This window comes from Rahnella perminowiae (assembly GCF_019049695.1).
GTDB lineage: Bacteria > Pseudomonadota > Gammaproteobacteria > Enterobacterales > Enterobacteriaceae > Rahnella > Rahnella perminowiae.
Genome location: NZ_JAFMOT010000166.1, coordinates 37,102 through 56,531, shown reverse-complemented (window position 1 = coordinate 56,531; position 19,430 = coordinate 37,102). Strand labels below are relative to the sequence as shown.

At 51.0% G+C, this 19,430-nt stretch carries 16 protein-coding genes and 3 tRNA genes; 9 read left to right on the top strand and 10 right to left on the bottom strand.

From position 1 onward, the window contains the following. Window positions 1-33: 33 nt before the first annotated feature. A complete protein-coding gene (gene ptrA / locus J1781_RS07865) occupies window positions 34-2,919 on the top strand; it encodes a pitrilysin (RefSeq protein WP_217233415.1) in 2,886 nt (961 codons plus the stop codon). 75 nt (window positions 2,920-2,994) lie between these two features. Here ptrA and argA read toward each other — a convergent pair whose 3' ends face one another. Continuing rightward, on the bottom strand, window positions 2,995-4,320 hold the full coding sequence (gene argA, locus J1781_RS07860; protein ID WP_129954956.1) for an amino-acid N-acetyltransferase: 1,326 nt from the start codon (window positions 4,318-4,320) through the stop codon (window positions 2,995-2,997). A gap of 229 nt (window positions 4,321-4,549) precedes the next feature. Between argA and amiC the strand changes: the two genes are divergently transcribed. Next, window positions 4,550-5,800, top strand: a complete 1,251-nt coding sequence (gene amiC / locus J1781_RS07855) for an N-acetylmuramoyl-L-alanine amidase AmiC (protein WP_217233414.1) — start codon at window positions 4,550-4,552, stop codon at window positions 5,798-5,800. Between the two features lie 101 nt (window positions 5,801-5,901). Here amiC and J1781_RS07850 read toward each other — a convergent pair. From J1781_RS07850 to J1781_RS07840, 3 genes are all read right to left on the bottom strand, one after another. Then, a tRNA-Met gene (locus J1781_RS07850) sits at window positions 5,902-5,978 on the bottom strand. A gap of 72 nt (window positions 5,979-6,050) precedes the next feature. Next, window positions 6,051-6,127: transfer RNA gene (locus tag J1781_RS07845), tRNA-Met, on the bottom strand. Window positions 6,128-6,189: 62 nt separating this feature from the next. Continuing rightward, window positions 6,190-6,266, bottom strand: a tRNA-Met gene (locus tag J1781_RS07840). Between the two features lie 220 nt (window positions 6,267-6,486). On the opposite strand from J1781_RS07840, the gene mltA reads away from it, so the two are divergent. Together mltA and tcdA are read left to right on the top strand one after the other, a co-directional pair. Beyond that, window positions 6,487-7,599: a murein transglycosylase A gene (gene mltA, locus J1781_RS07835; protein WP_129954958.1), complete on the top strand. Its 1,113-nt coding sequence runs from the start codon at window positions 6,487-6,489 to the stop codon at window positions 7,597-7,599. A 60-nt stretch (window positions 7,600-7,659) separates the two neighbouring features. Next, window positions 7,660-8,475 carry a tRNA cyclic N6-threonylcarbamoyladenosine(37) synthase TcdA gene (gene tcdA / locus J1781_RS07830; RefSeq protein ID WP_217233413.1) on the top strand — a complete coding sequence of 272 codons (816 nt, stop codon included), beginning with the start codon at window positions 7,660-7,662 and terminating at the stop codon, window positions 8,473-8,475. Here tcdA and csdE read toward each other — a convergent pair. Beyond that, window positions 8,463-8,897: a cysteine desulfurase sulfur acceptor subunit CsdE gene (csdE, locus tag J1781_RS07825; RefSeq protein WP_217137774.1), complete on the bottom strand. Its 435-nt coding sequence runs from the start codon at window positions 8,895-8,897 to the stop codon at window positions 8,463-8,465. The genes tcdA and csdE overlap by 13 nt on opposite strands. A gap of 22 nt (window positions 8,898-8,919) precedes the next feature. After that, window positions 8,920-10,125, bottom strand: coding sequence for a cysteine desulfurase CsdA (gene csdA / locus J1781_RS07820; protein WP_129992054.1), 1,206 nt, complete (start codon window positions 10,123-10,125; stop codon window positions 8,920-8,922). Window positions 10,126-10,313: 188 nt separating this feature from the next. Here csdA and J1781_RS07815 point away from each other — a divergent pair, with 188 nt between their 5' ends. From J1781_RS07815 to rlmM, 4 genes are all read left to right on the top strand, one after another. Then, window positions 10,314-10,535, top strand: a complete 222-nt coding sequence (locus J1781_RS07815; protein WP_013574177.1) for a YgdI/YgdR family lipoprotein — start codon at window positions 10,314-10,316, stop codon at window positions 10,533-10,535. Between the two features lie 483 nt (window positions 10,536-11,018). Next, window positions 11,019-11,939 (top strand): transcriptional regulator GcvA, encoded by a 921-nt coding sequence (locus tag J1781_RS07810; protein ID WP_129954962.1) that lies wholly within the window; start codon window positions 11,019-11,021, stop codon window positions 11,937-11,939. Window positions 11,940-12,032: 93 nt separating this feature from the next. Further along, complete coding sequence (locus tag J1781_RS07805) at window positions 12,033-12,428, top strand: DUF423 domain-containing protein (RefSeq protein ID WP_129954963.1); 396 nt, start codon at window positions 12,033-12,035, stop codon at window positions 12,426-12,428. Then, window positions 12,421-13,527: a 23S rRNA (cytidine(2498)-2'-O)-methyltransferase RlmM gene (rlmM, locus tag J1781_RS07800; RefSeq protein WP_015696079.1), complete on the top strand. Its 1,107-nt coding sequence runs from the start codon at window positions 12,421-12,423 to the stop codon at window positions 13,525-13,527. The genes J1781_RS07805 and rlmM overlap by 8 nt, the downstream gene beginning before the upstream one ends. 169 nt (window positions 13,528-13,696) lie before the next feature. On the opposite strand, the gene xni is transcribed toward rlmM, so the two are convergent. The 3 genes from xni to queF all read right to left on the bottom strand — a co-directional run bounded on the left by xni (window position 13,697) and on the right by queF (window position 16,895). Continuing rightward, on the bottom strand, window positions 13,697-14,449 hold the full coding sequence (gene xni, locus J1781_RS07795) for a flap endonuclease Xni (protein ID WP_129954964.1): 753 nt from the start codon (window positions 14,447-14,449) through the stop codon (window positions 13,697-13,699). A gap of 66 nt (window positions 14,450-14,515) precedes the next feature. Then, complete coding sequence (ppnN, locus tag J1781_RS07790; protein ID WP_129954965.1) at window positions 14,516-15,880, bottom strand: nucleotide 5'-monophosphate nucleosidase PpnN; 1,365 nt, start codon at window positions 15,878-15,880, stop codon at window positions 14,516-14,518. Window positions 15,881-16,049: 169 nt separating this feature from the next. Beyond that, a complete protein-coding gene (queF, locus tag J1781_RS07785) occupies window positions 16,050-16,895 on the bottom strand; it encodes an NADPH-dependent 7-cyano-7-deazaguanine reductase QueF (RefSeq protein ID WP_129954966.1) in 846 nt (281 codons plus the stop codon). Window positions 16,896-16,972: 77 nt separating this feature from the next. Here queF and syd point away from each other — a divergent pair, with 77 nt between their 5' ends. Next, complete coding sequence (gene syd, locus J1781_RS07780) at window positions 16,973-17,524, top strand: SecY-interacting protein (protein WP_129954967.1); 552 nt, start codon at window positions 16,973-16,975, stop codon at window positions 17,522-17,524. 660 nt (window positions 17,525-18,184) lie between these two features. Here the strand turns inward: syd and J1781_RS07775 are convergent. Next, complete coding sequence (locus tag J1781_RS07775) at window positions 18,185-19,423, bottom strand: MFS transporter (RefSeq protein ID WP_129954968.1); 1,239 nt, start codon at window positions 19,421-19,423, stop codon at window positions 18,185-18,187. Window positions 19,424-19,430 lie beyond the last annotated feature (7 nt).

Sequence of the window (19,430 nt, the reverse complement as noted above, 5' to 3'; positions counted from 1 at the left end):
GTGGCACGTTTATTCGATTGAGGGAGAGTGGCAATGTTAAAACAGGTTACCCGCGTTTTCGGGGTACTGTTGTTATTGAGCGTTGGGATTCCTGTTGTTTCAAGTGCAGCTGACTGGCAACCTTTTGCACAAGCTATCAATAAAAGTCAAAACGACCCTCGTCACTATCAGGCAATAAGACTGGCCAATGATATGACCGTTTTGCTGGTTTCTGACCCTCAGGCGCCCAAATCTCTCGCCGCATTGGCCCTTCCTGTCGGCTCGCTGGAGGATCCTGATTCTCAGTTAGGCCTTGCCCATTATACTGAGCATATGTTGCTGATGGGCTCGAAGAAATATCCTCAGCCGGAAAGCCTGTCTGAATTCCTTAAGAAACACGGTGGGAGCCATAATGGCAGTACAGCTTCTTACCGCACCGCGTTTTATCTTGAAGTAGAAAACGATGCCTTGCCAGAAGCGGTAGATCGCCTGGCGGATGCTATCGGCCAACCACTATTAGATCCCGCCAACGGAGACCGTGAGCGTAATGCCGTGAACGCTGAACTGACGATGGCCCGATCGCGTGACGGTATGCGGATGGCGCAAGTTCGCGCAGAAACATTAAATCCTATGCACCCGGCAGCCCGCTTCTCAGGGGGTAATCTGGATACGTTGAAAGATAAACCGGGCAGTAAGCTTCATGACCAGCTGACGGCTTTTTATCAGCGTTACTATTCCGCTAACCTCATGGTCGGTGTGATTTATAGCAATAAACCTTTGCCTGAACTTGCTGAACTGGCCTCCACAACCTTTGGCCAGATCGCCAATCATCATGCCGCCGTGCCGCCGATTACAGTCCCGACGTTAACTGCAGACCAAAAGGGCGAGTTTATCCATTTCGTTCCTGCACAGCCGCGCAAAGAATTGCGGATTGAATTTGCCATTGATAACAATAGTGCCGATTTTCGCAGTAAAACCGATACCTATATCAGCTACCTTATTGGTAACCGCAGCCCGAATACCCTATCCGACTGGTTACAGAAGCAGGGCTATGCCGACGGGATCAGTGCAGGTGCGGATCCGATGGTTAACCGTAATATGGGCGTATTCAATATTTCTGTTTCCCTGACGGATAAGGGGCTGGCGCAACGCGATACCGTTATTGCCGCCATTTTCAACTATCTCAATGAAATGCGCGCTCAGGGGATCCGGAAATCCTATTTTGATGAGATTGCCCACGTTATGGCGCTCGACTTCCGCTATCCGGCACTGACGCGTGATATGGATTATGTCGAATGGCTGGTGGATACCATGCTGCGGGTACCTGTCGGGCATGTTCTCGACTCGCCGTATCTTACTGACCAGTATGATCCTAAAGCGATTGAATCACGGCTAACTGAAATGACGCCGCAAAATGCACGTTACTGGATCATCAGCCCGAATGAGCCTCACAATAAAGTGGCCTACTTTGTTAATGCGCCGTATGAGATCGATAAAGTTCCCGTGCAAACCTACTCGCAGTGGAAGACGCTGGGGCAGGGGATTTCTCTGTCGCTGCCTGCGCTGAATCCGTACATTCCGGACTCACTTGCGCTGGTCACTAAAGATTCGACGGCGACGAAACCTGAATTGTTAGTTGAAGATAAAGGGTTGCGGGTGTTCTACATGCCGAGTCGCTATTTTGCTGATGAGCCTAAAGCGAATGTGACCGTTTCTTTCCGCAATGAGCAGTCTCTCAGCACGGCTAAAAATCAGGTGCTGTATGGCCTGACGGATTACCTCACCGGCGTTGCTTTTGATCAGCTGAGCTATCAGGCATCCATTGGCGGGATCACGTTCGGCACATCGCCTGATAACGGATTACAATTTACTGCTACCGGTTTCACCGAGTGTCTGCCTGATTTACTGGCCGCACTGGTCGATAACTACCCTGATTTCAAACCGACACAGGAACAGCTTGATCAGGCGAAATCATGGTATCTCGAGCGTTTAGCTTCAGCAGATAAAGGGAAAGCGTTTGAGCTGGCGTTACAACCGGTTCAGTTGCTTTCGCGGGTGCCTTATACCGAGCGCAGCGAGCGTGAAAAGCTGGTTTCCGCCATCACACTGGAAGAGGTGAACGCCTACCGTGAACAACTGGTTCATCATGCTGCGGTAGAAGTGATGGTCGTGGGAAATATGACGGCTGATCAGGTTAAAGCGATGTCTTCGCAAATCATGCAAAAGTTGGGTGAGCATGGGACACAGTGGTGGCGCGGCAAGCAGGCCGTAGTGACCGGACCGCTGAAAGCGAATATTCAGCGTATCGGGACAAGTTCGGACTCTGCGCTGGCAACGGCGTATGTCCCCACCGGTTATGATGAAGTTCAGAGCATGGCGTACAGTGCTTTGCTGGGACAAATTATTCAGCCATGGTTCTACAGTCAGCTTCGGACACAAGAACAACTGGGTTACGCAGTGTTTGCTTTTCCTATTCCGGTAGGCAAACAGTGGGGGATTGGTTTCCTGCTGCAAAGTAACAGCAGGCAACCTGATTATCTGTATCAGCGCTATCTGGCATTTTATCCGCAGGCCGAAAAACGTCTGCGTGAAATGAAGGATGACGAGTTCCTGCAATACAAACAGGGGCTGGTGAATGAAATGCAGCAAAACCCGCAAACGTTAGATGAGGAAGCTGACCGTCTGGGAAATGATTTTAGCCGCGGAAATCCACAATTTGACACCCGCACGAATGTTATCCGGGTTATTGCCGGGCTGACGCAAACTCAGCTGGCGGATTACTTCAATCAGGCCGTAATAAAACAGGATGGTCTGGCGATGTTGTCACAGGTCTCAGGCAATGACAGCAAGTCGCCACAATACGCGGCGCCTGAGGGCTTTAAAACCTGGTCTGATACCTCAACGTTGCAACAGGCGCTGGAACCGCACACGGATAAATAACCCGCTGATGTGTAAAGCAAAATAAAAAGGGCGCGGAAGCGTCCTTTTTATAACTGAGGCCAGGTAGTGAGAGAGTTACAGCTCAGCGATCAGTATTTTGGAACGACGCTGGTAGTTGTACATTTCCTGTTTCTGAATCGGCAACACATCCACTTCTGCTGGTTTGAAACCACGCTCCTGGAACCAGTGAATGCTGCGGGTCGTCAGTACAAACAGCCTGTTCAGCCCCATGAGTTTCGCCTGGCTGGCAACGCGTTGCAGTAACATTTCACCCCGTGAAGAGCTGCGGTAGTCCGGGTGAACCGCCACGCAGGCCATTTCGCCAATCCCTTCATCATGAAACGGATAAAGCGCCGCACAGGCGATGGTCAGGTTATCCCGCTCGATAATGGTAAATTTATCGATTTCCATTTCCAACTGCTCGCGGGAACGGCGTACCAGAATACCCTGTTGTTCCAGCGGACGAATAAGTTCCAGAATGCCACCGATGTCGTTGATGGTTGCTCGCCGAACTTGTTCGGCACTTTCCATCACGATTTGCGTGCCAATGCCGTCGCGCGAAAACAGTTCCTGAACCAGTGCACCGTCTTCCTGATAACTGATCAGGTGACTGCGACGTACACCGCTGCGGCAGGCCTTCACCGCGCCGCGCAGGAAGCGAACGGTACCGGAAAGATAATCGCCGCCGGATTCCATCTGATCAATTTTTTGCTGTGCATCATTAGGAAACAGTTCGGAAATAATATTACCTTCCTCGTTGATTACCCCTTGCGAAGAGCAGAAGCCGATCATTTTTTCTGCTTTCAGTTTGATCGCCAGTTGTGTTGCGACTTCTTCGGAAGTCAGGTTGAAGCTTTCACCGGTAACCGAAACTGCAACCGGACCGAGCAAGACAATCGCATTGCTGTCGAGCTGACGGTGAATCGCTTCTTCATCAATACGGCGGATACGCCCACTATGACAGTAATCAATACCGTCATCGACGCCCAGCGGCTGAGCAATGATAAAATTGCCGCTGACGACATTGATATGCGCGCCCTGAAGTGGCGTATTATTCAGACTCATTGACAGCCGCGCCGTGATATCGAGCTGCAGCAGCCCGGCGGCTTGCTTAACCAGTTCGAGCGCACGTGCATCCGTGACGCGAATATTCTTATGATAAATCGGCTCGTAATTATGCTCAGAAAGGTTCTCATCAATCTGCGGACGGGCGCCATAAACGACGACCAGACGGATGCCTAAACTGTGTAACAGGCCGATATCGTTGACAATATTGCTAAAATTTTCATGTTCAATGGCTTCCCCACCGAGCATGACAACGAATGTTTTGCCTCGGTGAGCATTTATATAGGGAACTGAGTGGCGAAATCCCTGAACCAGTTCAGTACTACGTTCCTTCACGGCAAAACCTCGTATGAATTTTTATTCGTAATTTTTGTATTTTTATTCTTTTGCGGCGCTGTGGCAAGTAAGAAATCTCTGTTTTTGTTTTAACACCCATCACAAACATACAACAAATTGATAAATCGAATAAATGTTTAGGAATGACATGCAGGATATGATTCGTTAGAATTCGTAAAATGAGTTTTTTATCAGCTATTTTTTACTTTTGGACACTTTTTGAGACTGCATGACTGACGATACCCACAATCCCGGAAGACGACGCCTCCTGCAAACCGTAGCTGCTTCCTGGATACTGAGCGTGAGTAAAGTGGGTTTTGCTGCCAGCTCACAGGTCATTGCTGTACGTATCTGGCCCTCGTCTACTTATACCCGAATTACGCTTGAATCCCGCACTCCCTTAAAATATAAGCAGTTTCTGCTCAGCGATCCGCCGCGCGTTGTGGTGGATATCGAAGATGTGCATCTCAACAGTGTGTTAAAAGGGTTGGGCGAAAAAGTCCAGCAAAGTGATCCTTATATCAGACAGGCGCGGGTGGGGCAGTTTGATACCAAAACGGTCCGCCTGGTGTTTGAGCTCAAGCGTGTAATCAATCCACATGTCTTCACGCTGAAACCGGTCGCTGAATTCCATAACCGGCTGGTGCTCGATCTTTATCCGCAAGAGGGTGAAATCAGTGCTCAGGACGATCCGCTGCTGGCGTTACTGGAAGATTACAACCGCGGAGATGTGGCGAGAACGCTACCTCCGGAAAAGGCAAAAGATGGTCAGGCGGGGCGAAGCCGGCCGTTGGTGATCATGCTTGATCCTGGTCATGGCGGTGAAGATCCGGGGGCGATTGGCAAATATAAGACCCGTGAGAAAGATGTTGTATTGCAGATCGGCCGCAGATTACAGAAGCTGATTATGCGTGAACCCAATATGAAAGCGCATATGACCCGCAATGAGGATGTGTTTATTCCGCTTAAAGTCCGCGTGGCAAAGGCACGAAAACTGCGGGCAGACCTTTTTATCTCTATTCACGCAGATGCATTTACCAGCCGTGCAGCAAAAGGCTCGTCGGTTTTCGCTCTGTCGACCAAAGGGGCAACCAGTTCCGCAGCACGTTTTCTCGCACAAACACAGAATGAATCTGACCTGATAGGCGGCGTCAGTAAAAGCGGTGACCGCTATCTGGATCACACGATGTTTGATCTGGTTCAGACAGCAACCATCAGCGATAGCCTGAAATTTGGCAAAGAAGTGCTGACGCGTATGGGCAGGATTAATCATCTGCATAAAAATAAAGTGGATCAGGCCGGGTTCGCGGTATTAAAAGCGCCGGATATCCCGTCAATTCTGGTGGAAACGGCGTTTATCAGTAACATCAGTGAAGAGAAGAAATTGCGGACTGCACATTTTCAGCAGCAGGTGGCAGAGTCTATTCTGGCCGGGATCAAAGCATATTTTGCAGAAGGTGGGATGTTGGCGAGGGGATAACCAGAGAGGCTGCGAGGTGATTATTCCCGCCGCTTGGCGGAATTCAGAGACAAAAAAACACCCGTTAGGGTGCCTGATGTTTGTAACCGATTTTTAGTAGTTGGTTGCGGGGGCCGGATTTGAACCGACGACCTTCGGGTTATGAGCCCGACGAGCTACCAGGCTGCTCCACCCCGCGTCCGTCACTACTCTTACAGCTTTACTTCATCACATTATCCGAACTGAGCATCTTCATGCATCGGTCTCGAATTGGTTGCGGGGGCCGGATTTGAACCGACGACCTTCGGGTTATGAGCCCGACGAGCTACCAGGCTGCTCCACCCCGCGTCCGTATACTGCTTTAATTCATCGTACAATTCAACTGAGCATTTTATGCATCGAAATCGAATTGGTTGCGGGGGCCGGATTTGAACCGACGACCTTCGGGTTATGAGCCCGACGAGCTACCAGGCTGCTCCACCCCGCGTCCGATGGAGGCGAACTATACTCCCCATGAGATTTCGTGCAACCCTTTTTTGAATTTATTCAAATAAAGCACTTAGTTGCTGGCTTTTTATCCACAAAATTGCCGTTTGATGTTCAATTTGGCTCAGTACACTTTTTTCGGCTGTGGCAATTCCTTTCTGATAGGGCGTTTGTTATCGTTTCGCCAGTCATTTTCCTGAAAGTAAGAGAGCGCGGCAATAATGAAAGGACGTTGGAGTAAATATCTGCTGGGTGGTTTGGTGTTAGCGGTGCTGGCGGGTTGTTCTTCGCGACCTACTGACCGGGGCCAGCAGTACAAAGATGGCCGTCTGGATAATGCACTCGAATATGTGAATGAGCCGAATGCCACAGGCAAACCAGTGAATGCGCTGGATTACTCTAATCAGGTCGCCGCGGTACAAATTGCCTCTTCTTCTTTATATGGTCGTAATAACACAACATTCCAGGCTGTCGAACAATGGCTGCGCTCCGGGGCTGATACCCGCAACCTTAGCCAGTACGGCATCAGCGCGTATCAGATGGAAGGTGCTGACAATTTTGGTAATGTGCAACTGACCGGCTATTACACGCCGGTGGTGCAGGCGCGCTACACCCGTCAGGGTGAATTCCAGTATCCGCTTTATCGTATGCCGCCAAAACGCGGCCGTCTGCCTGATCGCGCCTCAATTTATTCCGGTGCACTGAGCGATAACTACGTGGTTGCCTGGACTAATTCCCTGATGGATAACTTTATGATGGAAGTGCAGGGCAGCGGTTATGTCGATTACGGCGACGGGCGCCCGTTCATGTTCTTCGGATATGCCGGTAAAAACGGCCATGCCTACCGCAGCATCGGCAAAGTGTTGATTGATCGTGGGGAAGTGGCGCGCGAAAATATGTCGATGCAGGCGATCCGCCAGTGGGCGGACACCCACACACCGGCACAAGTGCGTGAATTGCTGGAGCAGAATCCGTCATTCGTTTTCTTCAAACCAGAGCCTTTTGCTCCGGTTCGTGGTGCCAGCGGTGTGCCGCTGATTGCCAAAGCCTCTGTGGCTTCTGACCGTTCACTGATCCCGGCAGGAACAACATTACTGGCGGAAGTGCCTGAGCTTAACGATAAAGGCAAGTTCACCGGTAAATATCATATGCGTCTGATGGTGGCACTGGATGTCGGTGGTGCGATTAAAGGACAACATTTCGATATGTATCAGGGAATTGGCCCTGATGCCGGGCATTCAGCCGGATTTTATAATCACTATGGTCGCGTCTGGGTGTTAAAATCAGCGCAGAACGGCAAGCCGCTGTTTACGGCATACGCGCCGTCCAACTAGTTTTCACCCGTTAATATTTCAAACGACAAAGTTTACGAACGCACTGAGGTTTATTTTTTCATGACAGCTACTTACTCCGACGCTTATCAGCAACGTTTTGGCGGAACTGCCCGGCTTTATGGTCAGCAATCGCTGGAGTTGTTCTCGCAGGCGCATGTCTGTGTGATCGGTATTGGCGGAGTGGGTTCCTGGGCGGCGGAAGCGCTGGCCCGCACCGGCATTGGCGCGATCACCTTGATTGATATGGATGATGTTTGCGTGACCAATACCAACCGTCAAATCCATGCGTTGCGTGAAAATGTCGGGCAGGCAAAAACGGAAATCATGGCACAGCGTATTCTGGCGATTAATCCGGAATGCAAAGTCACCTGTATCGATGATTTTATTACGCCCGGTAACGTGGCTGAGATGCTTGATCAGGGTTTTAGCTATGTGATTGATGCTATTGACAGCGTCCGGCCTAAAGCTGCGCTGCTGGCCTATTGCCGTCGTTTTAAAATCCCGGTGGTGACCACAGGCGGGGCGGGCGGACAAATTGATCCGACCCAAATTTCCGTGGTGGATCTGGCGAAAACAATTCAGGATCCGCTGGCGGCAAAACTGCGTGAACGTCTGAAAAATGATTTCAAGGTGGTGAAGAACAGCAAAGGTAAGCTTGGGATCGACTGTGTATTTTCCAGCGAACCGCTGATGTACCCGCAGGCTGATGGCACAGTATGTGCTGCAAAGGCAAGCGCAGAAGGCGTTAAACGCATGGATTGCGCGTCTGGTTTCGGTGCTGCGACGATGGTGACCGCGACGTTTGGTTTTGTCGCGGTATCCCACGTACTGAAGAAAATGATGGCTAAAGCACAGCGTCAGGCTCAGGCAGCCTGACGGGCGAGGGTGATTACGCCTTCTGCCAGCGCATTAAGTCCGCTGGAACGGCTGGTACTGAGTTGCTCACGCAACCCCAATACATCAAATAGCATCAGCGGATCCCGCATCAGAATCTCTGCCGGCGTTTTACCTTCCACGGCAGTCAGCAGCACTGCCAGCAGACCTTTAACGATCCGCCCTTCGCTGTCGCCATAGAAATGCATCGTTCCATTCTCCGTTTTTTCTGCGCCCAGCCAGACACGGTTTTCGCAACCACTCAGCTCATTTTCGGGCGTTTTCAGCGATATATCCAGCGGCGGTAAAGATTTCGCCAGCAAAATTAACTGGCGGTAACGATCTTCCCACTGGCGGAATGACGCGAATTTTTCGGTCAGGGAGTTTTCGGTGATCTCATGGCCAAAAGGATGTGGCGCTAACATGGTATTCCTCAAAAAAAATGAATTAACCGGCTAACAGGTCGAGGGCATATTCTACCGCGCTGACCAGCCGCATAACGTCCTGTTCATTATTATACGGCGCAAATGAGGCCCGTAATGTTCCGCTGATGCCCAGAGCGTCCATCAATGGCTGGGCGCAATGCTGTCCGGCGCGCACGGCAATGGCCTGTTCAGCCAGCAATGCCACCAGATCGCTGTGATGCACACCGGCGATATCGAATGCCAGAACGGATGAATTTTGACAGCGGAAGCTGCGGAAACCGTCAATCTGTTTAAGTTGTTCTTCAGCCAGATTCGCCAGATTTTGCGTATATTTCTCCGCGGCGTGCAGATCAACGGTTGTTAACCATTTCAGGGCTGCTGACATGCCGATTACACCGGCAATGTTGGGCGTACCCGCTTCGAAGCGGTGAGGAACAGCCTGCGGGGTAAAACCGGTCATGGAGGCCTGAGTCAGCATTTTGCCGCCGCCTTGCCAGGGGGCCATATTCTCGAGTAATTCAGTTTTGCCATATAACACACCGATGCCTGTCGGCCCGTACAGCTTATGGCCGGAGAAGGCGTAAAAGTCGATATCGAGTTGTTGTACGTCTGGCGGGCAATGAACAACGCCTTGCGCGCCATCGATCAGAACGACGGTGCCGTTAGCGTGTGCCAGCGCAATGGCGCGGGCTATATCGGGCATGCCACCGGTGACATTGGACATTTGCGTCAGTGCCAGCAGGCGGGATTTATTGTTCAGCAGGGCAGAGAGGGCGGTGATATCCGCAATACCGTGTTCATCCACCGGCAACGTAATCACCTGCGCCTGACACTGCTCAGCTACCATCAGCCACGGAATAAGGTTGGCGTGATGTTCAGCCTGACTGACAATAATTTCGTCGCCGGGCTGTAAACGCGGGCGCAGCCAGCCTTGCGCGACCATATTGACGGACTCTGTGGTTCCCCGCGTCCAGACGATATTTTCAGGAAGTGGGGCGTTAATCCACTGCGCCACCAGCATTCTGGCCTGCTCGTAGTGATCTGTGAGGGTTTGTGCCGCATGATGCTGACTACGGTGAACGGTGGCTCCTTCCTGCGAGTAGAAATTCAGGGTGGCCTCGATCACCGCCTGTGGCTTCAGCGCCGTGGCAGCGCTGTCTAGATAACATTGTCCCTGAGACAGCGCAGGAAACTGTTGACGAAAATCCCGGGGGTTAAAATCAGTCATACGAAATCAGATCCTTCGGCCTGAGTGAAAGAATACAGTTTTATCTGTAATAGCCGCCGCTTATTCATTTTAGGAATGGTTACCTGGAAATTTATCAGAGGTTTGTTATGCTGAATTACGAAGACTAGAAGCATTAGCCTGGAGTCCTACCAGGAATTTGAAGCATATTAATCTGCAAGGAGTCTAAGATGAAGAAGATCGCCGCCGTAATTTCAGCTGCACTGCTGACGACAACACTTGCCGCCTGTTCGAGCAACTATGTGATGCATACCAATGATGGCCGTACCATTGTTGCTGAAGGCAAACCTAGCACGGACAGTGATACCGGTATGATCAGTTATACCGATGCGTATGGCAACAAGCAGCAGATCAATAAATCTGAAATCAAAGAAATGGCAGAAGGGAATTGATCCCTGACGTGAATACCTTGAACCAGTCGCTCAGGTAACCTCACACGTTGCTTTATGACAAAACCGGCCCCTCTTGCGATGAGGCCGGTTTTGTCACATTATGCGCTCGCCTTTGTACCGCATTGTGCTTTCTTTGCGGCCCTTTTGCAGTAAAAAGGGCAAAAAAAAGCACCGCAAATTGCGGTGCTAAAAAATCACTTTGGACAGACAGGGTAATGTACAGGAAGTGAAAAGTGAGTAGCATTTACGCTACGCGTCTGGATTGCCAGACAATTGCAAACACAACATCACAACCACAAGCCAAAAGTATCTCAGCATCCTCATACCAATTTACTTTTCGTTCCGGCTCAGGAAGTGGCGCCACTATAGGTTTTTGCCTGTACATCCTCAACGGACAAATTATAATGTCTCGGATTAAAAAAACTAATACCAAAACCTACGGACAGGCGTCCCGCTAACCGGCGAATAAGAAGTATCCATTCTATGTCAAAACGTTTACCGCCTCTGAACTCTTTGCGGGTATTTGATGCCGCAGCGCGCCACCTTAGTTTTACTAAGGCTGCCGAGGAATTATTTGTCACGCAAGCCGCGGTTAGCCACCAGATTAAGTCCCTTGAGGACTTTTTAGGGCTAAAGCTGTTTCGCCGACGCAATCGCTCTTTGTTACTGAGCGAAGAAGGGCAGAGTTATTATCTGGATATTAAAGAGATATTTTCTGCTCTCAATGAAGCCACGCGTAAACTTCAGGCACGCAGTGCCAAAGGCGCGCTGACCGTCAGTTTGCCGCCAAGTTTTGCGATTCAATGGCTGGTGCCACGGTTGTCTGGCTTTAACTCAGCTTATCCGGGCATTGATGTGCGTATCCAGGCTGTGGACCGTGAAGAAGATAAATTGGCCGACGATGTTGACGTCGCCATATTCCACGGCCGGGGTAACTGGCCGGGGCTGCGGGCAGAGCGATTGTATGCGGAATATTTACTGCCGGTCTGCTCCCCTTCATTGCTGATGGGGGATAATCCGCTGAAGGAACCCGCCGATTTAAGCCATCATACCTTGCTGCACGATGCTTCCCGTCGCGACTGGCTGGCGTACACCAAACAGCTCGGGTTACAACATGTGAACGTGCAGCAGGGACCTATCTTCAGCCACAGTGCGATGGTGGTTCAGGCTGCTGTCCACGGTCAGGGTATTGCGTTGGTTAATAATGTTATGGCGCAGACCGAAATTGAGGCCGGACGTCTGGTGTGTCCGTTCAGTGAAGTTTTAATCAGTAAAAATGCTTTTTATCTGGTTTGTCATGACAGTCAGGCAGAACTGGGTAAAATAGCCGCCTTTCGTCAGTGGATCCTCGCGCGTGCAGCCAGCGAGCAGGAAAAACTGCGCTTTCGTTTCGATCAGGCATGAGGCCCGATCGCCGGGGATAGAAACCGTGAGTCTGCTGATGAGATGGGTTAATCAGGATTTTCATCGGCAAATAACGATAACGGGTATCGCATAATGACCAGTCGTGCAATGTTGATTTTCGCCGCGATCAGCGGTTTTATTTACGTCGCTTTCGGTGCTTTTGGCGCACACGTATTGAGCCAGTCGCTTGGCGAAGCCGAAATGACGTGGATCCATACCGGCTTAACTTATCAAAGTATACATACGCTTGCGATAATGATTCTGGGTGTTGCGATGCAACGCCAGCGCAATGTGTGGTTCTACTGGAGCAGCGCCTTTTTAGCGCTGGGAACCGTTTTATTCAGCGGCAGCCTTTATTGCCTTGCGCTGTCACACCTCCGTTTATTCGTTTTTGTAACTCCGATTGGCGGTACCATGTTTCTGGTCGGTTGGATTTTGTTGTTGATCGGCGCATTGCGCCTGAAGAAAAAGGCCGAACGCCATGAATAAAGTTGCTCTCTACTGCCGTCAGGGTTTTGAAAAAGAATGCGCAGCAGAAATTACCGATAAAGCCGCAAAGATGGAAATCTTCGGTTTTGCCCGCGTCAAAGAAAACAGCGGTTATGTATTATTTGAATGTTATCAGCCTGATGATGCTGACCGCATCGCTAAAGAACTGCCTTTCCGTGAGCTGATTTTTGCCCGTCAGTTAATTGTGGTAGGTGAATTACTCAAAGATTTACCGCCGGAAGATCGTGTTTCTCCGATCGTCGGGATGGTCCAGAACGTGATCACCAACGGGGGAGAACTTCGCGTTGAAGTGCCGGATACTAATGAAAGTAAAGAGCTGACCAAGTTCTGTCGCAAACTGACGGTGCCGCTGCGTTCTGCGATGCGCGAATGCAAGGTTCTGGGCAAAAAAGAAAATGCGCTGCGTCCGGTCGTGCATGTGTTCTTTATCGCGCCGGGGTGCTGTTATGTGGGGTATTCCTACAGCAATAACAATTCACCGTTTTATATGGGTATCCCGCGCCTTAAGTTCCCTTCCGAAGCGCCAAGCCGCTCGACGCTGAAACTTGAAGAGGCTTTCCATGTCTTTATTCCGGCTGATGAGTGGGATGAACGGCTGGCAAGTGGCATGTACGCGGTCGATTTAGGGGCTTGTCCGGGCGGGTGGACCTATCAGCTGACACAACGCAGCATGATGGTCACGGCAGTCGACAACGGTCCGATGGCGCCAAGCCTGATGGAAACCGGTCAGGTTATTCATCTGCGTGAAGACGGCTTTCGTTATAAATCCACCAGTACCAAGAATTACTGGCTGGTGTGTGACATGGTCGAAAAACCGGCGAAAGTGGCTGCACTCATGTGTGACTGGCTGGTCAATGGCTGGTGTCGTGAGGCAATCTTCAATCTTAAGTTGCCGATGAAAAAGCGCTACGAAGAAGTCTCTAACATTCTTGAGCGCATCGACGAACGTCTGAAAGAAAATGGCGTGAATGCCGAGATCTTTGCGAAACAGCTTTATCACGATCGTGAAGAAGTCACCGTACATATCCGCCGTTTCTGGTCGGCTATTGGCGGGCGCCGCGACGAGCGTGATCGCTGATACTCGTCATACTTCGAGTTGCTGATGCGTTGGCTGCATGTGCTCACCCGAATCACTTACTCATGTAAGCTCATCGGGATTCACTTACTTGCTGCCTTCCTGCAACTCGAATTATTTTGAGTATCTGGTTATGGCGTTTCTTAATAAGAAGCGCCTTTTTACCCCCATTTTATGGCAGGCGCAGTTGCTGTAAGTTGCCGTCCAGGACGACGTCGGTTTGCAGCGTCGAAACCCGTTTGCAGGCATATGCCAGTTCACGATGCTCTTCAAGCTTGTTACGCCATTTTTCCGGCACACCCTCCAGATTGTCGTAAATCTCGTCCAGCGAACCGGTCTGTTTCAGTAATGTCACCGCTGTTTTCGGGCCAATTCCCGGTACACCCGGAATTTTACTGCTGCTGATCCCGGCGAGACCCCAGTAATCGGTGAGTTGCTGAGGCAATACGCCAAACGTATCCTGCACAAAAGGCATATCCAGCCAGCGTTTCTGAAAGTAATCGCGGATCTGAATATTCGGTGCCAGCAGCTGGCAATAGCCTTTATCAGTTGAAACGATGGTGACCTGATGGCCACCGGATGACACTTTGACTGCAAGCGTTGCCGCCAGATCGTCCGCTTCATTACCCGCAGAATGCCAGCAGGCGATCCCCTGCGCTTCAAAACCGGCCTTCAGACTGGGCATTTCCGCAAACAGGTTATCGGGCATCGGTGAGCGCCCGGCTTTGTAGTCTGGCAGACACTGATGACGCCAGCTGTCTGCCCGGTCATCTTCGTCAAATACGGCCACGGCATGTGTGGGCTGTGTATGCTGAATCAGCTGGCCGATGGCGTTTTGGCATGTCATCAGACAAGGCGACCCCTGAACCGCATGAATACGGCGGATCAGGTTCAGGGCATCGATAATCAGCAGATGTATAGCCATGATAATCTCCATAATAAAGGCGACTCACGTCGCCCTTAGATCTGCTTTCGAAGTGTGGCCGGTAAATCAGGCACAAATCTCATAGCAAGGAATATAGGCGCTGCCCGGCAATTTCATGCGGTGCTGTGCGACGAAACCTTGCAGCAGGCTGTCCATTTTTTTCATTAATGCCGGATCGCCGTGCAGCTTGAAGCGGCCGTGTTTTTCGATAGCCTGAATTCCAAATTCTTTCACGTTACCCGCCACAATACCGGAGAAGGCGCGGCGCAGTGCAGCGGCCAGTTCCTGCGGTGGCTGGTTCGGATAAAGATTCAGGTTCGCCATGTTTTCATGGTTTGGCTCGAACGGATGCTGCAAATCGGGCGCAATGCGAATCGACCAGTTGAAACTGTAGGCATCACCGCTGTTACGACGGTTTTCTTTCACCAGCGGCATGGCGCGTTTCATCTGGCGGGCGACTTCTGTCGGATCGTCGATGATGATGGTGTAGAACTTGCAGGCCTCTTCACCCAGCGTTTCTTTAATGAAGGCATCGAGAACGTGGAAGTAATCGGCGCTTTCTTTCGGACCGGTGAGGATCAGCGGTAAAACCTGATCGCTATTTTCCGGATCCATCAGAATGCCCAGCAGATACAGCAATTCCTCAGCGGTACCTACACCGCCCGGGAAGATAATGATCCCGTGGGCAATACGGACGAACGCCTCAAGCCGTTTTTCGATATCCGGCATGATGATCAGTTCGTTGACCAGGGGGTTGGGTGGCTCAGCGGCAATAATCGACGGCTCTGTCATGCCAATAAAACGGCCCGCTTTGTAGCGTTGTTGAGCATGGCCGACGGCAGCACCTTTCATCGGTGCTTCCATTGCGCCCGGACCACAGCCGGTACAAATATTCAGTTCGCGCAAACCCAGCTGACTGCCGACGTTGCGGGCATACTGATATTCAATTTCATTGATTGAGTGTCCGCCCCAGCACACCACCATGTTCGGATCTTCATCCAGATGCAGGGCGCGGGCATTGCGTAAGATAGAGAACACCAGGTTGGTCAGGTGCGCTGAATTTTCAGTATTCAGGTTCTGAAAACGACCGGCATTGTCGATTTGCCCGCTCACGAACAGGATATCCCGCAGGACCGCAAACAGATTGGCCTGGAGTGAGCGGATAATCCTGCCATCAACAAAAGCGTCTTCCGGCGGGTTTACCAGTTCGAGTTTTACGCCACGCTCTCTGCGCAGCACATTGATATCAAAGCTTTCGTAACGGTCGAGAAGTTCTTTACTGCTGTCAGTCTGGCTGCCGCTGTTAAGCACGGCCAGTGAACAATTTCTGAAAAGACGGTAGAGGTCGCTGCTCGCTGTACGTTTGAGCATGTCAACTTCCAGCTGTGACAACAAATCCATTGAGCCTAACGGGCTGATATGTGTAATCAAAGTTGCTCCTTGACACCAACGGGTGCAGTGATTCTTTCTGCTACCTGATTGCGACGCATGATTTTCGGATCATGTTTTTTGCGCCGTATGCGATTTAACAGTAACCCCGCCATCAGGCTTTTACCAATGCTGACAGAGCGTTAGCTCAGTTCTTGAGCAACGTCTCGCATTATTGTCTGACAAGTCTTGCCGTTGCAGGTTCAAACGGGAAGTTGGATCTCCATGGATTGATGTCCAGACCGCCGCGGCGTGTATAGCGCGCATAAACGGCAAGCTTTTCCGGCTGGCAGAAACGCAGCAGATCATTGAAGATGCGTTCAACGCACTGTTCGTGAAATTCGTTATGATGGCGGAAAGAAACCAGGTAACGCAGTAGTGCTTCACGATCAATTTTCGGGCCACGATAGTGGATCTGAACGGAACCCCAGTCAGGCTGATGGGTGATCAGACAGTTGGATTTCAGCAAATGGCTGACCAGCGATTCCTCAACCATCTCGTCGCCTTTGGCACCGGCCAGATAATCGGTGCTGAACTCATAGCTGTCGATTTCAATGTCCTGTTCATCAATGCAAACACCGTCAAAATGTCCGACAGGTGAACCTTCAATCTCAGACAGGCGGCTGACGGTTACCGTGGCTTCGCCTTGCGCGCAGGCACTTAAATCACGAGTCAGTGTTTCCTGCACCGCCTGCCAGTCCGGGAAAACGGTCTGATTGAAACTGTTCAGATAGAGTTTGAAACTTTTGGATTCGATCAGATTCTGACTATTGGCATTCAGACTGATTTCACCCACGGCAACCTGCGGCAGGCCTTTGGCATTCAGCCAGGACAATTCATATAGCGTCCAGATATCTGCGCCATGAAAGGGTAAGTTATCCGGATAGAGGCCCAGCGGCTCCCGGTTCATGCTGCGCGGAACAGCCTGCAATAAAGAGGCGTCGTACTGATCGACATAAGCCGTGCTTTTGCCCAGCGTCAGTTGCGCCAGTGCGGGGTTATCCTGATATGAGGGCATGCTGTCACCTTACGAAATAGGTACAATAGAAAATAATCCCCTAGTTTACCCCAGCCTTACCGGAAGATGAGAGAATTATGGAGTCTGAAGTTTCTGTAGCATTGCGAGGATTTACTCAGCGTTATGTCGAACTCTGGCAGGAGGAAACCGGCATGCCACCCGCCAGCGAAGCCCTTTTTGGTGTTGATTCGCCGTGCGTGATCAAAACCGAAGATGAAAAAGTTTTCTGGCTGACGCAGACATTTACACCTGACGCGACGTTGCAAAATGTGGAGCGGGCGCTGGAGTTACAACTGCGTTCTGAGGCTCATGAGTTTTACACAACGCAGTATGCAGGGGATATGGCCGCCAGCTGGCAGGGAAATCCGCTGACGCTGTTGCAGGTCTGGAGCCAGGAAGATTTCACCCGTTTGCAGGAAAATCTGATCGGGCATCTGGTTACCCAAAAGCGGCTGAAACTGACGCCAACAGTTTTCCTGGCGACTACAGATTCCGAGCTGGATATGGTGTCGTTATGCAATGTGACCGGTAATGTCGTGCTGGAACAGTTCGGCAGTAAAAAACGAACGCTGCTCTCGCCATCGCTATCAGAATTCCTTACAATGCTGACCCCGGTTTATCCCGCCTGATCATGATCTGAAACTCCGCCCCGCAGAGCATAAATGGCTCACAAGCGTGTGAGAGATCTCTCACAAAGCCTGTAAGAGATCTCGTTAATTTGACTTAGTAAGTTTACGATAAAAATACTTATAATTTTTATAATCAATAAGTTAAACGCAGAATCGTTTGTGGCATGGCTTACCTGGCCTGATTTTGGCTTACAGCCTGTCTTGCCCGGAAGCGCGAAATCAACGATTCTAGTTGTGCACTAAGGAAGCATGAAGCAGAACATCAGGATGATGGCTGATTCATAAAAGAAGGGGACGGCTCAGGAAGAGTCAGGACGGCATCGGATTATGCCAGGATGTTTCAGGACGAAACCAGGGACACCTCCAGGACGGAGAAGAGAGCTCACAAAGGAAGCTGAGCGGGTCACAGATGACCAAGGGACTTTAGTCAGGATGATTTAGGATAGCCCGTCAGGATGAAAGTGGGACGATGCAAAGGATAGCCGGTTAGGATAACCACAGGAAAAGTTTTCAGGGATTGAGCAGGGAGCACTGAGGTAGCTGGATTGCTATAAAACGAACCGGGGGCACTGTGAAAACAGTGCCCCCAACTTTTTAATGATAGATATAGATATTGCCTCGTTAAACGCTTCTATTCCGCCGGAAGCGCCAGCCACTGACTCAGCCAATCGCCCCTAACACATCATCCTGCCCTTGTTTTTTCGGCAGCAGAAATAGGGTGGCAAAAATATCCAGCAGATAAATCGCCGCCAGCAACGTAATTGCTGCGGTAAATGACACCTGTGCCACAAGTATTCCGATCACCAGCGGGCCAAAACCGCCGACGCCGCGCCCGAGATTAAATAACAGATTCTGCGCCGTCGCCCTGACACGCACCGGATAGAGATCGGAAATAAGGCCGCCGTAACCCCCAATCATGCCATTCACGAACATCCCCATCAGCGCACCTGCGAACAACATCAGCGTCGGGTCAGTTAACTGTGCGTAACATAACACCATCACAACAGCGCCAATCTGATAAATCAGAAAGATTTTCCAGCGAGGGAAACGGTCGGACAGCATGCCGAACAGCCAGATGCCGAAGGTCATACCGACAACGGTCACAGCAGTCCACAGCCCAGATTTGGTCAGTGAGAAGCCAAAGTTTTTCGACAGATAACTTGGCATCCAGATCATCAGACCGTAATAACCAAAGTTCTGAACAGAACATAAGATCAGAATGCCGATGCTGGCTTTGGTGGTGGCTTTATCACGGAACAGTAGCCTGATACGGCTAAACAGCGTGCCGTCGTTGCGGGTCTGGGCGTTTTTTACAAAGGCTTCCGGTTCGCCCATTGTACGGCGTATGAGGAAAGAGGCCAGTGCCGGCAGCAGACCGACCAGGAACATGCCACGCCAGCCGATAATCCCAAGCAGCAGTGGCGTCAGGAAGGCTGCCATTAACACGCCCAGTTGCCAGCCCATACCCACGTAAGCCGAGGCGCGGTTACGCTTTTCAGCGGGCCAGGCTTCTGCAATCAGCGCCATGCCAATACCAAATTCGCCACCCAGCCCGACACCGGCCAATGTGCGATAGACCAGCAAATCCCAGTAGCCTTGTGCGAAAGCGCATAAACCGGTGAACAGGGAGAACATCCCAATGGTGAAGGTCAGTACACGGATGCGGCCGAAACGATCGCTGATTGGCCCGAAAATCACGCCGCCAAGTACGGCGCCAATCAGGGTCCAGGTGACCAGTGAACCACTTTGTGAGGACGACAGGCTAAATTCGTGAGTGATGGCCGGGAGCATGAAGCCGAGGATCAGTAAATCGAAACCATCCATGGCGTACCCGGTCACGGAGGCCAGCATCGCTTTGGCGGGTGTTGCATGGGCTTTCTGAGTGTGTTGTGCGGACATGTGGACA

Bases quoted from the DNA above. Each gene is read 5' to 3' on its own strand.
- csdA (WP_129992054.1), bottom strand. From the start codon at position 10,125: ATGACTGATTTTAACCCCCGGGATTTTCGTCAACAGTTTCCTGCGCTG.
- csdE (WP_217137774.1), bottom strand. From the start codon at position 8,897: ATGTTAGCGCCACATCCTTTTGGCCATGAGATCACCGAAAACTCCCTG.
- mltA (WP_129954958.1), top strand. From the start codon at position 6,487: ATGAAAGGACGTTGGAGTAAATATCTGCTGGGTGGTTTGGTGTTAGCG.
- xni (WP_129954964.1), bottom strand. From the start codon at position 14,449: ATGGCTATACATCTGCTGATTATCGATGCCCTGAACCTGATCCGCCGT.
- J1781_RS07805 (WP_129954963.1), top strand. From the start codon at position 12,033: ATGACCAGTCGTGCAATGTTGATTTTCGCCGCGATCAGCGGTTTTATT.
- J1781_RS07775 (WP_129954968.1), bottom strand. From the start codon at position 19,423: ATGTCCGCACAACACACTCAGAAAGCCCATGCAACACCCGCCAAAGCG.
- ptrA (WP_217233415.1), top strand. From the start codon at position 34: ATGTTAAAACAGGTTACCCGCGTTTTCGGGGTACTGTTGTTATTGAGC.
- rlmM (WP_015696079.1), top strand. From the start codon at position 12,421: ATGAATAAAGTTGCTCTCTACTGCCGTCAGGGTTTTGAAAAAGAATGC.
- tcdA (WP_217233413.1), top strand. From the start codon at position 7,660: ATGACAGCTACTTACTCCGACGCTTATCAGCAACGTTTTGGCGGAACT.
- queF (WP_129954966.1), bottom strand. From the start codon at position 16,895: ATGCCCTCATATCAGGATAACCCCGCACTGGCGCAACTGACGCTGGGC.
- J1781_RS07810 (WP_129954962.1), top strand. From the start codon at position 11,019: ATGTCAAAACGTTTACCGCCTCTGAACTCTTTGCGGGTATTTGATGCC.
- amiC (WP_217233414.1), top strand. From the start codon at position 4,550: ATGACTGACGATACCCACAATCCCGGAAGACGACGCCTCCTGCAAACC.
- J1781_RS07815 (WP_013574177.1), top strand. From the start codon at position 10,314: ATGAAGAAGATCGCCGCCGTAATTTCAGCTGCACTGCTGACGACAACA.
- syd (WP_129954967.1), top strand. From the start codon at position 16,973: ATGGAGTCTGAAGTTTCTGTAGCATTGCGAGGATTTACTCAGCGTTAT.